The sequence below is a fragment of the Microbacterium foliorum genome (genome assembly GCF_003367705.1).
Classification (GTDB): domain Bacteria; phylum Actinomycetota; class Actinomycetes; order Actinomycetales; family Microbacteriaceae; genus Microbacterium; species Microbacterium foliorum.
Genome location: NZ_CP031425.1, coordinates 1,030,919 through 1,045,101 on the forward strand (window position 1 = coordinate 1,030,919; position 14,183 = coordinate 1,045,101).

Annotated in this window: 11 protein-coding genes; 6 read left to right on the forward strand and 5 right to left on the reverse strand. The window is 70.3% G+C overall.

Annotated elements, in window-relative coordinates:
• Positions 1–125: 125 nt before the first annotated feature.
• Positions 126–2,345 (forward strand): NADP-dependent isocitrate dehydrogenase, encoded by a 2,220-nt coding sequence (locus tag DXT68_RS04690; protein WP_045253178.1) that lies wholly within the window; start codon positions 126–128, stop codon positions 2,343–2,345.
• Positions 2,346–2,441: 96 nt separating this feature from the next.
• On the opposite strand, the gene DXT68_RS04695 is transcribed toward DXT68_RS04690, so the two are convergent.
• Both DXT68_RS04695 and DXT68_RS04700 read right to left on the reverse strand, forming a co-directional pair.
• Positions 2,442–3,941, reverse strand: coding sequence for a L,D-transpeptidase family protein (locus tag DXT68_RS04695; protein ID WP_244268140.1), 1,500 nt, complete (start codon positions 3,939–3,941; stop codon positions 2,442–2,444).
• A gap of 92 nt (positions 3,942–4,033) precedes the next feature.
• A complete protein-coding gene (locus DXT68_RS04700; protein WP_045253154.1) occupies positions 4,034–4,441 on the reverse strand; it encodes a RidA family protein in 408 nt (135 codons plus the stop codon).
• Positions 4,442–4,466: 25 nt separating this feature from the next.
• Here DXT68_RS04700 and DXT68_RS04705 point away from each other — a divergent pair, with 25 nt between their 5' ends.
• The 5 genes from DXT68_RS04705 (at position 4,467) to DXT68_RS04725 (ending at position 12,018) form a co-directional block, all read left to right on the forward strand.
• Positions 4,467–5,684: a type III PLP-dependent enzyme domain-containing protein gene (locus DXT68_RS04705; protein ID WP_244268138.1), complete on the forward strand. Its 1,218-nt coding sequence runs from the start codon at positions 4,467–4,469 to the stop codon at positions 5,682–5,684.
• Positions 5,675–8,989, forward strand: coding sequence for a family 20 glycosylhydrolase (locus DXT68_RS04710; protein ID WP_045253153.1), 3,315 nt, complete (start codon positions 5,675–5,677; stop codon positions 8,987–8,989). The genes DXT68_RS04705 and DXT68_RS04710 overlap by 10 nt, the downstream gene beginning before the upstream one ends.
• A gap of 63 nt (positions 8,990–9,052) precedes the next feature.
• A complete protein-coding gene (locus DXT68_RS04715; protein ID WP_045253152.1) occupies positions 9,053–10,240 on the forward strand; it encodes an ROK family transcriptional regulator in 1,188 nt (395 codons plus the stop codon).
• A gap of 40 nt (positions 10,241–10,280) precedes the next feature.
• Positions 10,281–11,246, forward strand: a complete 966-nt coding sequence (locus DXT68_RS04720) for an ROK family protein (RefSeq protein ID WP_045253151.1) — start codon at positions 10,281–10,283, stop codon at positions 11,244–11,246.
• Positions 11,239–12,018 (forward strand): glucosamine-6-phosphate deaminase, encoded by a 780-nt coding sequence (locus DXT68_RS04725; RefSeq protein ID WP_045253150.1) that lies wholly within the window; start codon positions 11,239–11,241, stop codon positions 12,016–12,018. Before DXT68_RS04720 ends, DXT68_RS04725 begins: the two co-directional genes overlap by 8 nt.
• Positions 12,019–12,030: 12 nt before the next feature.
• On the opposite strand, the gene DXT68_RS04730 is transcribed toward DXT68_RS04725, so the two are convergent.
• From DXT68_RS04730 to DXT68_RS04740, 3 genes are read right to left on the reverse strand one after another with little or no spacing between them, the layout of a single operon-like run.
• Positions 12,031–12,438, reverse strand: coding sequence for an NUDIX hydrolase (locus DXT68_RS04730; protein WP_045253149.1), 408 nt, complete (start codon positions 12,436–12,438; stop codon positions 12,031–12,033).
• Entirely contained in the window at positions 12,431–13,795 is a 1,365-nt protein-coding gene (locus DXT68_RS04735; RefSeq protein ID WP_045253148.1) for an FAD-binding oxidoreductase, read from the reverse strand. The genes DXT68_RS04730 and DXT68_RS04735 overlap by 8 nt, the downstream gene beginning before the upstream one ends.
• Positions 13,792–14,163, reverse strand: a complete 372-nt coding sequence (locus tag DXT68_RS04740; RefSeq protein WP_045253147.1) for a YrdB family protein — start codon at positions 14,161–14,163, stop codon at positions 13,792–13,794. The genes DXT68_RS04735 and DXT68_RS04740 overlap by 4 nt, the downstream gene beginning before the upstream one ends.
• Positions 14,164–14,183 lie beyond the last annotated feature (20 nt).

Genomic DNA, 14,183 nt, shown 5'->3' on the forward strand with positions numbered 1-14,183 from the left:
TGGTCGTGGACCGGGGCGGGAGGGCCCCTCGCGGCCGTGTGGGCGGCTCCGCGACCACGCCGCAAGGGCCGCTCAGGTATCTTGGTATCGAGACAAATATGCCCTCGCGAACGGAGAACCTCCTGGTGACCGACGACGCCATCATCTACACGTACACGGACGAGGCACCGGCACTCGCCACCGCCTCGTTCCTGCCGATCATCAAGGCCTACACGGGACAGGCCGACATCGAGGTCGAGACCCGCGACATCTCGCTCGGCGGCCGCATCCTCGCCGCCTTCCCGCAGAAGCTCGCTCCCGAGCAGCAGGTCGGCGACGCGCTGGCCGAGCTCGGGGGGCTCGCGACGCTTCCCGAGGCGAACATCATCAAGCTGCCGAACATCTCGGCCTCGATCCCGCAGCTCAAGGCCGCGATCGCCGAGCTCCAGGCCCAGGGATACGACATCCCCGCGTTCCCGGACGAGCCCACCTCGCTCGAAGAGAAGGATGTCCGGGCCCGCTACGACCGGATCAAGGGATCGGCCGTCAACCCGGTCCTGCGCGAAGGCAACAGCGACCGTCGAGCCCCGCTCGCGGTGAAGAACTACGCCAAGAAGCATCCGCACCGCAACAAGGCGTTCGCCGAGGGGTCGAAGACCCGTGTGGCGACGCTGGGCCACGACGACTTCAAGCACAACGAGCGCTCGTGGGTGGCTGCGAAGGACGACGTCCTGAGCTTCCGCCACACTGCCGCCGATGGCACCGTCACGATCCTCAAGGAGGGGCTCAAGGTCCTGCCGCGCGAGATCATCGACGCCACGTTCCTCTCGGCCGCGAACCTCGACGCCTTCCTCGCCGAGACGCTCGAGACCGCGAAGAACGACGACATCCTCTATTCGGTGCATCTCAAGGCGACGATGATGAAGGTCAGCGACCCGATCATCTTCGGCCACGTGGTGCGCGCGTTCTTCCACGACGTCTTCGCCCAGCACGGCGACGCGCTCGCCGCCGCCGGGCTCACCCCGAACGACGGGCTCGGCTCGATCCTCGCAGGTCTGGGCGGCGTCGCCGGCGGAGATGAGATCGCCGCGGCGTTCGACCGCGCGATCGCCGAGGGGCCCCGCCTGTCGTACACGAACTCCGACAAGGGCATCACGAACCTGCACGTCCCCAGCGACGTGATCGTCGACGCCTCGATGCCGGCCCTGGTGCGCAACGGCGGCAAGCTGTGGGGCGCCGACGGCGGCGAGGCCGACACGCTCGCGGTCATCCCCGACTCCTCCTACGCAGGCGTCTACCAGGCCGTGATCGACGATGTGATCGCGAACGGCCCGCTCGACCCCGCCACGATCGGCACCGTGCCGAACGTGGGGCTGATGGCGCAGGCGGCCGAGGAGTACGGCAGCCACGACAAGACCTTCGAGATCGAGACCGCCGGGACCGTCCAGGTGCTCGACAGTGAAGGCACCGTGCTGATCGAGCACGAGGTCGAGCCCGGCGACATCTGGCGCGCCACGCAGACCAAGCACATCCCGGTGATGGACTGGGTCAAGCTGGCCGTGACCCGCGCGCGTGCGACCGGCGACCCCGCCGTGTTCTGGCTCGACGCGAACCGCTCGCACGACGCGCAGATCATCGCGAAGGTGCACCAGGGACTCGCGACGCTCGACACGAAGGGGCTGACGATCACGATCCTGGCTCCGGAGGAGGCGACGCGGTACACGCTCGCCCGCATGCGCCACGGTCTCGACACGATCTCGGTGACCGGCAACGTGCTGCGCGACTACCTCACGGACCTGTTCCCGATCCTCGAGGTCGGCACGAGCGCCAAGATGCTCTCGATCGTGCCGCTGCTCGCCGGTGGCGGCCTGTTCGAGACCGGTGCCGGTGGCTCCGCTCCGAAGCACGTGCAGCAGCTCGTCGAGCAGAACTACCTCCGCTGGGACTCGCTGGGCGAGTTCTTCGCGCTGGCGGCGTCGCTCGAGCACTTCGCCGACCGCACCGGCAACGAGAAGGCTCGCGTGCTCGCGCAGACGCTCGATGCCGCGACGGGCACCTTCCTCGAAGAGGACCGCTCACCCGGGCGCGCGCTGGGCACGATCGACAACCGCGGCAGCCACTTCTACCTGGGGCTGTACTGGGCGCAGGAGCTGGCGGCGCAGACGACGGATCCCGAGCTCGCCGCCGCATTCGCGCCGATCGCCGCGACCCTCGCCGAGAACGAGGAGAAGATCGTCTCCGAGCTCAACGCGGTGCAGGGCACGGCGGTGGAGATCGGCGGCTACTATCGCCCCGACGACGCGCTGGTCCAGGCCGTGATGCGCCCGTCCGCGACGCTGAACGGGATCGTCGACGCGCTGAACTGACCGACGGCACGGAGAAGGGGCCGGATGCGCGAGCATCCGGCCCCTTCTTCTTCTCCTCTTCCCGGGCCGCGAGCGGAACCGAGGGGGAGGAGATGATCAGTTGTGGACCGACACCTCGAGGCCGACGGGCGACCACTCATAGACGAACTTCGCGACGTCGATCGGCATGTTGACGCAACCGTGGCTGCGGGGCGAGCCGAAGGCATTGTGCCAGTAGGTGCCGTGGAAGCCCTCGTCTCCGTTGAAGTACGTGACCCACGGCACGTTCGGCGTCTCGGTGATCGATCCGTCGGGCTCACGGCTCTTCATCGTCTGCATGCGCACGTGCGCGTAGACCGTGAAGTTGCCGGTGTCGGTGGGCGTGGCCGCCTTGCCGGACGAGATCGCCCAGGAGCGCACGACCGCGCCGTTCTCGATGAGCGTCGCGGTCTGGGATCCGAGGTCGACGTCGATCTTGCGTACGAGGTTGACCGACTCGAACGGGGTCTCGGTGACGGCGAGCGGGACGACGCCGTCGGCGGCCTCGAGCTTGTCGGCGACCTCGGACGCGAGGTTCGAGGTGTCGCCGAGAGCACGACCGTTGACGCCCTCGGTCTCGGTGCGGAGCACCTCACCCGAGGAGTTCACGATGTTCGTCGCGTTGACGGGAGCGCGGTCGACGGCGCCCGCGAGGGAATCGATCGTCGTCTGGATGACCGCTTCGTCGGCGACCACACGCAGGGCTCCGTCGTCGTCGACGACCGAGAACCAGCTCGCGGCCGTCGCGGGGTCGATCGGGACCGTGCGCTCTTCGCCGACGTAGAAGCCGATCGTGCCGAGCATTCCGTTCAATGAGGTCATCAGCGTCGTCGCGTCCTCATCGGTGACGGCGGCCGCCGCCTCGACGGGCGCGCCGGAGAACTCGAGGCTCTTGCCGCCGTCGGCGACGGTGTCGGCGATGGCCGAGGCGAGGCCGTCGATGTCGACGGCCGTTCCGGAGACCGACGGGGTGACCGTGTAGGCGGCGGTCGCCGCGTCGAAGACCACGCCGGCATCGGTCGGGTCCTGGTAGCTGGTGGGGACGGCCGCGCGCAGCGCGGAGTCCGCGGTCGCAGGGTCAAGGGTGATCTCGCCCGCGATGGGGTCGCCCATCCATGCTCCGAGATTCCAGAGCGGATGCTCCGCGAAGGCCTTGTCGGCGAGCGCTCCGGCATCGATCGACGCACCGAGGTCGGCGCCCGTGAGGACCACCTCGTCGCCTGCGCCGGTGAGCGTGACCTCGGTCTCGGCGACGTGCGCATCGATCGCGTCAGCGGCGGCGCCGGGGGTGAGCCAGCCGACGGGGATGCCGGCGACGCTGGTGCCCGGGGCGATGAGGATCATCGACGCGGCGCCCGCGGCGAGCACGACCGCTCCCGCTCCGAGCCCGATCCACAGACCGAGGCGCTTCTTCTTGGGTGCGGGCTCGATGGGAGCCCAGGCGACCTCGGGGTCACCGCTCTGCGGCGGGAGGGCGGCGGTGGGCGTATCGGAATCCTGCGGGACGGCGGCATCCGTCGCCTCGTTCAGCTTCTCGGTCTTCGCATCCTGAGCTGAGATCAGATCGGTCACGAACATCACCCCCCGGTTTTCTCGTGTGTCCTCACTGCTATGCTACGCGATCGCAGGTAACGGGGAGGCAACGGTCCGTGGGGCCGAGTGGCAGGCCCTCAGTCGGAGACGACCGCGAGCCCGTCGATCTCGACGAGCATCTCCTCGCGGGGGAGTCCGGTGAACACGGTGGTCCGGGCGGGCAGGACGTCGCCGGTCGTGTGGGCGCTGACGAACGCGCCGTACGCCTCGTTCATGATCGGGAAGTCCTCTCGCGCGGTGAGATACACGCGCAGCATCACGACGTCGTCGAAGGTCGCTCCCGATGCTTCGACGATCGCCTTCACGTTCTCGAGGGTGCGAGTGGTCTGCGCGGCCACGTCGCCGGGGAACAGGTACTCGTTCGTCTGCGGATCGACGGGGCCCTGCCCGGAGACCTGCACGATCGGTCCCTTGCGCACGCCCTGCGAGAACGTGTGGGCGGGGGCGGGGGCAGCGTCGGTCGAGATGCGGATCTTCGCGGTCATACCTCCACCCTAGTAGCCTTGTTAGATGCCTCTACAAATTCCGGATCCTGTTCTCGGCACGTGGGCGAAGGGCTTCTCGGCGCGCACCGCGGGCATCCGTCTCTCCGAGATCGCTGGCGCGGATCTGCACCTCTCCGATCTGACCACTCCGATCCTGACGGTGCACGAGGCCGCGCTGGCGCACAACGAGATGACGGTGTTCGACTGGGCGTCCGAGCAGGGGGTCTTGCTGGCGCCGCACGGGAAGACGACGATGGCACCGGCGCTCTGGCAGCGTCTGCTCGATGCGGGGGCGTGGGGGATCTCGGTCGCGACGACGTGGCAGGCCGAGGTCGCGGTCGCGGCCGGGGTGCGCACCGTGCTCATCGCGAACGCCGTGACCGACCGCGAGGCGGCCCGCCACCTCGGCGCACTGCTCGCCGGGGACGCCGGGCTGCGCATCCTGTGCTGGGCCGATTCGCCGACCACGGTGGGCATCTTGGCGGATGCTCTCTGTGACGCGCCGCGGCCCCTCGACGTGCTCGTCGAACTCGGCGGTGCGGGTGGTCGCACGGGTGCGCGCAGCCTCGCCGAGGGCGAGAGCATCGCCGAGGCGATCCTCGATGCTCCGGGGCTTCGTCTCGCCGGGGTCACCGGATACGAGGGGCCGTTCGGACCCGACCGCAGCGCGACGTCGATCGCGGCGGTCGACGCCTACCTCGAGACCCTCGTGACCCTGCACCGGCGTCTCGCGTACTCAGAGGATGTGCGTCCGGTGCTGAGTGCCGGTGGCAGTGCCTTTCCCGACCGGGCGGCCGCGGTCCTCGCTCCGCACCGGGCCGATGCCGACATCGTGCTGAGGTCCGGGGCGTTCCAGATCCACGACGACGGCTTCTACTCACGGATGTCGCCGTTCGGTCCGCTCACCTCGACCGCTCCGCTGCGGTCGGCGATGCACGCCTGGTCGCGCGTCGTCTCGCAGCCCGAGCCGAACCTCGCACTCCTCGACGCGGGGCGCCGCGATGTGCCGTTCGATCTCGGTCTGCCGATCCCGCAGTCCGTCGACGGCGAGATCACGGCGCTCAACGATCAGCACGCCTTCCTCCACCTCGCGGACACCGCGTCGGTGGTGCCCGGCGACGTCGTGCGTCTCGGACTGTCGCACCCGTGCACGGCCTTCGACAAGTGGCGCGTCGTGGCGGTCATCGACGACCCCGATGCCGACGACCCGCGCGTCGTCGGAGCGGTGGCGACGTGCTTCTGAGCAGCGAGAAGCCGGTCAGGGTCTACCGGGAGGCGACCGTCGTCGACGGCACAGGGGGCAGCCGGTTCGTCGCCGACGTGGCCGTCGAGGGGTCTCGCATCGTCGCCGTCATCGGGGCCGACGACCCCCGACGGCTGCAGCTGCCGGGCGACGCGGTCGAGGTGGCGGCCGCGGGCCTCGTGCTCGCTCCGGGATTCATCGACATGCACGCGCACAGCGAGCTCGCGGTGCTGCAGGGCGCGACCCACGACGCGAAGATCCTGCAGGGCGTCACCACCGAGGTGCTCGGCCAGGACGGACTGGGCTATGCGCCGCTCGATGACGACACCGCGACGATCATCCCCGCACAGATAGCCGGATGGAACGGGATGCCGGATCACGCTCCCTGGCGCTCGATGGATGACCTCCTCACCGCGATCGACGGTGCATCCGTCGCGAACGCGGCCGTGCTCGTACCGCAGGGGAACCTGCGGATGATGGTCGTCGGGCACGAGAACAGGCGGGCCACGCACGCCGAGATCCGCGAGATGTCCACGATCCTGGCGGCGGCGATGGATGCCGGGGCCTTCGGGATGTCGAGCGGTCTGACCTACACCCCCGGCATGTACGCCGATACGGCCGAACTCGAGGCGCTCTGCCGGGTGGTCGCCGAACGGGGCGGGTACTGGGCGCCGCACACCCGCAGCTACGGGGGAGCGGCGCTCGACGCCTACTGTGAGGTGCTCGACATCGGCCGCCGCACCGGGTGCCCGATCCACCTGACGCACGCGACGATGAACTTCGCACCGAACAGGGGTCGCGCGGCGGAACTGCTCGCCCTGGTCGACGCGGCGTCCGACGACGGCGTCGACGTCACCCTCGACACCTACCCGTATCTGCCCGGGGCCACGACCCTGGCGGCGCTCCTTCCCAGTCGGCTCGCCGAGAGCGGCGACCTGCTGGGCGCCCTCGCCGCTCTCGACCGCGCAGGTCGCGAAGCCGTGCGCATCGAGCTCGAGGATGTCGGTTCGGACGGCTTCCACGGCGAACGCGCCGACTGGGATTCGATCCAGATCTCGGGCGTCTCGGTTCCGCACCTGACGGGGCTTGTCGGCCGCACGATCGCCGAGATCGCGGCCTCGTCGGGAAGGCGCGCCATCGATGTCGTGATCGACACGATCCTCGCCGACCGCGGCGCCACGGGCATCCTGATGCATGTGGGCGACGAGGAGAACGTCCGCGCGATCATGCGGCACCCGCGCCATTGCGGAGGCAGCGACGGCATCCTCGTCGGGGCGAGGCCGCACCCGCGGGGGCGGGGGACGTTCGCGCGATACCTCGGGCATTACGTCCGCGAGCTCGGCGTGCTGACCCTCGAGGAGGCCGTGCGGCACCTGGCGGGCACGCCGGCCGCACGTCTCGGCCTCGACCGCGGCGATGCGCCTCGCGGAACGATACGCGAGGGGGCCACCGCGGACCTCGTGCTGTTCGACGCCGCGACCGTCGATGCCGGGGCGACGTTCGACGCGCCCCTCGAGCCGCCGGTCGGGATCGTCGAGGTGGTGATCGCGGGAGTTCCCGTCGTGCTCCGCGGCGAGGTGACGGGCGCGACCCCCGGCGGCGCGCTGCGCAGCACGCCGCCGCCGCATCGGGCCACGGTGCCGCAGGTGCTCGTATCGGTGGATCCGGCCGCCCCGCCGTTCGAATGGACCGCGCAGACCCCCCTGGCCGCGTCCCAGGCGCTCGCCGCGAGCGTCTCGCGACTGGCGGCATCGGTGACCCGCAGAGATCACCCCGGCGCACCCGAAGCGTCGGAGTCGGAGGCCGGCCCCGCGATCGTCCTGCGCGTCGACGACTCGCTCGCCGCCGAGCCGTTCGCACGCGGGCGGATCGGCAGGGAGGCCTTCCGCATCACGGTCTCGGCGACGACGATCGACGTGCAGGGCGCGAGCCCCGAGGGAGTGTTCCGCGGTGCGACCGCTCTGCTGCAGCTGCGCGAGCCGGGTGCGGAGCGCGCCCGCATCCCCGCCGGTGTCTGGCAGGGAGCTCCCGCGCATGCCTGGAGAGGGGTGATGCTCGATGTGGCCAGGCACTTCCGTCCTCCCGAGGACGTGCGGCGACTGATCGATCTGCTCGCCGACCACCATCTGTCCGTGCTGCACCTGCATCTGACCGATGATCAGGGCTGGCGCTTCGAGGTGCCGGGTTACCCCCGACTGGTCCGTGTGGGTGCGCGCCGCGAGGGGACGCAGCGCGGGCACGGTCCGCTGGCCACGGTCGAGGCGGGAGTGCACGAAGGGCACTACACGGATGCCGAGCTGCGCGCCCTCGTCGCCTACGCCGCCGAGCGGTTCGTGACGATCGTGCCCGAGGTCGAGCTGCCGGGGCACGTGCAGGCAGCGCTCGCCGCGTATCCGGAGCTCGGCAATGCCGACGTCGCCGAGATGGCGACCGGGCCCTGGCAGCGGTTCGGGGTGAATCCCCGCACTCTCGCGCCGACCGACGAGGCTCTCGCGTTCGGGCGGGCGGCGATCGATGCTCTGTGCGATCTCTTCGACGCGCCCTGGATCGGGATCGGCGGCGACGAGGTGCCGGTGACCGAATGGGCGGCGAGCGCGGCCGCGGCCGAGCGGATGCGCGAACTGGGTCTCTCGACGGTGCAGGAGGTGCAACCGTGGTTCACCGCGCACTTCGTCGAGCACGTGCGCCGTCGCGGTCGCACCGCACTCGCGTGGGACGAGGTGCTCGAGGGCGACGTGCCGCAGCGGGTGGCGATCCTGGCCTGGCGCGGTCCCGTCGCTCTGCGCGCGGCGGTGCGCCGCGGACTGCCGGTGATCGCGTGTCCCGATCTGCACGCGTACCTCGACTACCCGCAGTCGGAGTCGCCCGAGGAACCGATCCGGGTGGGGCCGCCGTTGCCGATCGAGCAGACCTACGCGCTCGAGATCGACGAGGCGGCGCTGGGAGGGCAGGCCAATGTGTGGACCGAGCATCTGCCGACGAGGGAGCGGGTCGACTTCGCGATGTTCCCCCGGCTCAGCGCGATCGCCGAACGGCTGTGGGACGGGGGAGAGCCCCCGCCTTTCGCAGGCTTCGCACGCCGTCTGCGGGTGCACCTGCGGCGGCTCGCGCATGCGGGGGTGGGGTATCGTCCTCTGGACGGTCCGTCGCCGTCGCAGCGGCGACCCGGCGTGCCGGGCACACCGCTCACGCGACAGGCGCGGGAGGAGATCGTCGAGGCGCTCGTGGCCCGGTTGTCGGGGTCGTCTTCGGAGTCTTCCGCGGGTCCGGGACATCGCTCTCGGCATAATGTAACGTTTCCGTAACCCTGCCTGTGCTATTCGGGGCAGGACTTGCACAATTTTTGTTCGTAAGGTCTACTAACAAACATGTCCGTATCGGATGCCACGCCTCCATCGACGTCACCAGACTACGTCGGTGCGAGCCTCCACGCCTTCGGCCCTGGGCGCCATCTGCGCTCGCGGGCGAAGGTGCTCCCGGAGCACGCGAGGGGGCACAATCGCGCGCTCGTCCTGCAGACCCTGTACCACTCGGGAGCGATGAGCCGAGCGGACCTCTCGCGCGAGACCGGGCTGACCCGGGTCACCATCTCCGACCTGGTCGCCGAGTTCATCGCCGACGGCATCGTCATCGAGATGGGCGTGCGGGAGACCGTGGGTCCCGGCAAGCCGCCGATCCTCATCGACATCGATCGCGTCGGGCATCAGATCATCGGGATCGACCTCTCAGGGCCCCACGCGTTCGTCGGTGCGCTGCTGAGCCTCGACGGCGACATCCTGGAACGTCGTGAGGTGCCGCGGCCCGAGAGCGCAGACGGCGACGCCGCCTACGCCGCCACACTGCAGCTCGCCAGGGCGCTCGCCGAGACCGCCACCCACCCCATTCTCGGCGTCGGCATCGGCACCCCCGGGGTCGTGAGACCGGACGGGGTGGTGCTCAGCTCGCCCAACCTGGGATGGAGCGATCTTCCGCTCGAGGGCAAGCTCGGCATCGACCTCGGCCTGCCCGTACTGGTGCGCAACGATGCCAACGCGGCCGTGCTCGCCGAGTACACGTTCGGCGAGGCGAAGGCCGACTTCATGCTGATCAAGATCGGTCGCGGCGTCGGCGCCGGCGTGATCACCGGCAGCCAGCCGCTGCTGGGCAGCCGCTTCGCAGCGGGCGAGATCGGGCATGTCGTGGTCGGCACCGACGGTGGTCCGCGGTGCGCATGCGGCAAAGACGGATGCCTCGAGGCCTGGCTCAGCGAGACGAGGCTGCGCCCGGCGATCGACGCCGAGCCGCAGTCGAGAGACGAGATCCTGCGCGATGCGGGAACGCGCATGGGCATCGCGATCGCTCCGATCGTCGCCGCGCTCGACCTCTCAGAGGTCGTGCTCTCCGGCCCCGACGACCTCCTCGACGGCGTGCTGATCGACGCCGCGGTCGAGACCCTGCACGCGCGCACGCTCGAGGGCGTCTTCGAGGACGCTCTGATCCGCCGCACGGAGCAGAACGACATCGTGCTTCGCGGTGCCGCCGTCATGGTGCTCTCCAGCCAGCTGGGTGTCTCGTGAGCGGCGCCGGCGACGCCACCATGCGCAGGAGCGCCATCCGATGACGGAGGCGATCGACGTCGACCTCGCGGGTCGGCGTCTTCGAGTGGGCCTGGATGTCGGCGGGACGAAGATCGACGCGGTGGCGGTGACTCCCGAGGGAGACGTCGTCGCACGTCTGCGCCGGCCGACCGGGTGGGGCGCAGAGGCGGTGGTCGACACCATCGCCTCGACGGTGACCGCGCTCGCCGGGGAAGCCGGCATCGACGCTGCCGCGGTCTCGTCGGTGGGCATCGGGATCCCCGGTCTCGTCGACGTCACCACCGGACGTGTCCTGCACGCCGTGAACCTCGGCGTGGAGTCGCTCGATCTCGCCGACCGCGTCGCCGACCGCCTGCGGGTGCCGGTGCACGTCGAGAACGACGTGAAGGCCGCCGCGCTGGGGGCTGCCGCGATGCGCGAGATCGACGGGTCGATGGCCTTCCTGAACCTCGGCACCGGTGTCGCGGCGGGCATCGTGGTCGACGGCGTGATCTGGCGCGGCTCGCGGGGGACCGCCGGCGAGGTCGGTCACCTCTCCGTCGACCCGAACGGACGGCTCTGCAGCTGCGGCCAGCGCGGATGCATCGAGACTCTGTGCGGCGGCGGGGCACTGGCGCGCGCCTGGGCGGTTCCCGGCGCATTGCCCGTGCTCGACATCCTGGACGCGGCGGAACGCGGAGATGTCGGAGCGCGCGCGCTGCGCGCGGACCTGTTCAACGGCGCGGCCGCAGCCGTGCGGGCGCTCGTGCTCTCGGCCGACGTGGAGCGGGTGATCATCGGGGGCGGGCTCACCGCGCTCGGCGACCGGCTCCTGTCAGGCATCCGCACGGCCCTGCAGGCCGGAGCGGAGGCGTCATCGTTCATGCGCTCCCTGCATCTGGACGACAGGATCGAACTGCTTCCCGCGGGTTCTCCCGCGGCCGCCTTCGGCGCTGCGCTCGTCGGTGCCGCCACCCCTCTCAAGGAGATCGTGACCCATGGCTGAAGTCGTCATCGTCGAGAACGCCGAGGCTGCAGGCGCGCTCGTCGCCGCCGAGATCGTCGGACTCATCGACGCGCGTCCCGACGCCGTGCTCGGACTCGCGACGGGATCCACCCCGCTGCCCGTCTACCAGGCGCTGCGCACGCGCCTCGCCGGCCGCGACGTCTCCCGGGTCCGTGGCTTCGCCCTCGATGAATACGTCGGACTCGATCCCGCGCATCCCGAGAGCTATCGGTCGGTGATCACCCGCGATGTCGTGGAGCCCCTCGGACTCGATCCGCGTCGAATCCACGTGCCCGACGGCGCCCAGGAGACCATCCGGCACGCCGGGTCGGACTACGAGGCGGCCATCGATGCCGCGGGCGGTGTCGACCTGCAGATCCTCGGGATCGGCACCGACGGACACATCGGCTTCAATGAACCCGGCTCGTCGTTCGCGTCACGGACCCGCGTGAAGACGCTGACCGCGCAGACGCGCGAAGACAACGCGCGCTTCTTCGACTCCATCGACGACGTGCCCATGCACTGCATCACGCAGGGTCTCGGCACGATCCTGCGCGCACGACACCTGGTGCTCCTCGCCTTCGGCGAGGGCAAGGCGCAGGCCGTGGCCGACGCTGTCGAGGGGCCTCTCTCGGCCATCCTCCCCGGCTCGGCGATCCAGCTGCATCCGCACGCCACCGTCGTGGTCGACGAGGCCGCGGCCTCGCGTCTCGCGCTCTCGGACTACTACCGCTACACCTTCGCGAACAAGCCGAGCTGGCAGGGCATCTGACCCGTCGAGGGCTCAGCCCCCGGCAGCCGGCCACGCGAGCGGCAGCAGATGCTCGGTGCTCAGGGGTGCGAGCGGCAGGGACTCGGCGTCGGCCGGGGTGATCCAGCGGAGCTCGGCGAGCTCGGCCTGCACGACGACATCGGCGATCGGTGCGGTGACGGCGAACGCATCCGCGATCACCCGATGACCCGGCTCGTTGGCAGCCTCCGACACGAAGATGCCGAGGGGGGAGAGGTCGGCCTCGACGAGCTCGATCCCGAGTTCCTCGTGCAGCTCGCGGATCAGGGTCTGCGCGGGGGTCTCGCCGGGCTCCGGCTTGCCACCCGGCTGCATGAAGCGGGTCGTGCCGTGCTTGCGGACGACGAGCACCCGTCCGGCGTCGTCGACGATCACCGCGGCGCTGACCCTGATGTCAGGCACGAGGGGTGAACACCTTGCCGGGGTTGAGGATACCGAGGGGGTCGAACACCTGCGTGATGCGGCGCTGCAGCTCCCACTGGTCATCGCCGAGCTCGTCGGCGAGCCACCGGCTCTTCAGCGTCCCGATGCCGTGTTCTCCGGTGAGGGTGCCGCCGAGTGCGATGGCCGCACGGAACAGCTCGTCGGCCGCGGCCCACACCTCCGCCGGGGGCTCGGCGCCCTCGAAGATGAAGTTCGGGTGCAGGTTGCCGTCTCCCGCGTGGGCCACGGTCGGGATCGCCATGCCGTACTTCTGCTCGATGCGCGCGATCTCGTCGAACATCGCCGGCATCGCGCTGCGGGGCACGGAGACATCCTCGATGAGGGTCGTGCCGAGGGCGGACATCGCGGGATGCATGGCACGTCGTATCGCCAGCAGCTTCTCGCCCTCTTCGCGGTCGTGCGAGACGAGTGTCACGCCGTCGTGCGACTCGAGGATCGCGGCGATCGTCGTCGCCTCGACCACGGATGCGGGTCCGTCGGTCTGAATCGTCAGCTGGGCGCTGCCCGCGGCCGGCAGGGGCAGATCGAGCAGCGCGGCGACCGCGGCGAGGCTCCCGGCATCCATCAGCTCCATGATCGCCGGCTGGATGCCGGAGGCGGTGACGGCGGCAGAGGCCGCGGCCGCGGAGCGCACGTCGGGGAAGGTCGCCGTCACGGTGCACGTGATGCCTTCGACCAGGCGGCGGAGCTTCAGCGTCGCTCCGACGACGACACCGAGGGTGCCCTCGGATCCGATCACGAGGGAGGTCAGATCGAGACCGGTGACGCCCTTCACGCTGCGGTGACCGAGGTGCAGCAGTCGACCGTCGGCGAGCACGAGATCGAGCCCGAGCACGGCGTCGCGCACGACGCCGTATTTGGCGCAGAGCAGGCCGCCCGCGCCGGTGGCGATGTTTCCACCGACGGTCGAGATCGCACGGCTCGCGGGGTCCGGGGCCCACCACAGCCCGTGCTCGGCGAGGGCGTCGTTGAGATCGGCGTTGAGTATGCCGGGCTCGACCACTGCCAGCAGGTCGTCTGCGCGGATCTCGTGGATCGCGGTCATCCGTCGGGTGGACAGCACGATCTCGCCGTCGCCGCCGTTGGCGGCACCGGCCAGTCCGGTGCCCGCGCCACGGACGACGACCGGAGTGCGGGTCGCGGTGGCGATGCGCAGAACGGCCTGGACGTGCGCGACGGTCTCGGCATGGACGACCGCGAGCGGGGTGCCGGGGGAGGCGTGGCCTGAATGATCCGCACGGGCCTGGTCGAGGACCACAGGATCCGTGTCGACGAGGATTCCGAGCTCGGCGGTGAGCTGTTCGACGACGCTCATGCGATGCGGCGCCTGCCGCTCACGAGCCCCGCGCCGATGGCGACGATCGCGAACGCGATGCCGACGACCGGCTGGTCCATCAGCCACCAGGCGATGGTCACGCCGACGTAGATGAGCAGCTCGACGGCGGCGCGGAGGAACGGATGCAGACGCAGCATGGGGCGCGGCGACAGGAACAGCGCCCAGACCAGCAGGACCACGAGCGGAGCGCCGATGCCGAGGACGACGTTCCACGGCAGCGGCCAGGTGGCGAAGCCCCACAGAGCGAGCGTGCCGACGGAGACGACCAGGACGATCGAGCGAACGATGTCGAGAGGGGTGATGTTCGGGCGGTCCACGCCGGGCACGGAGACGGAATCCTGAGGCATGGCCCCAGTCTATTCGCCGC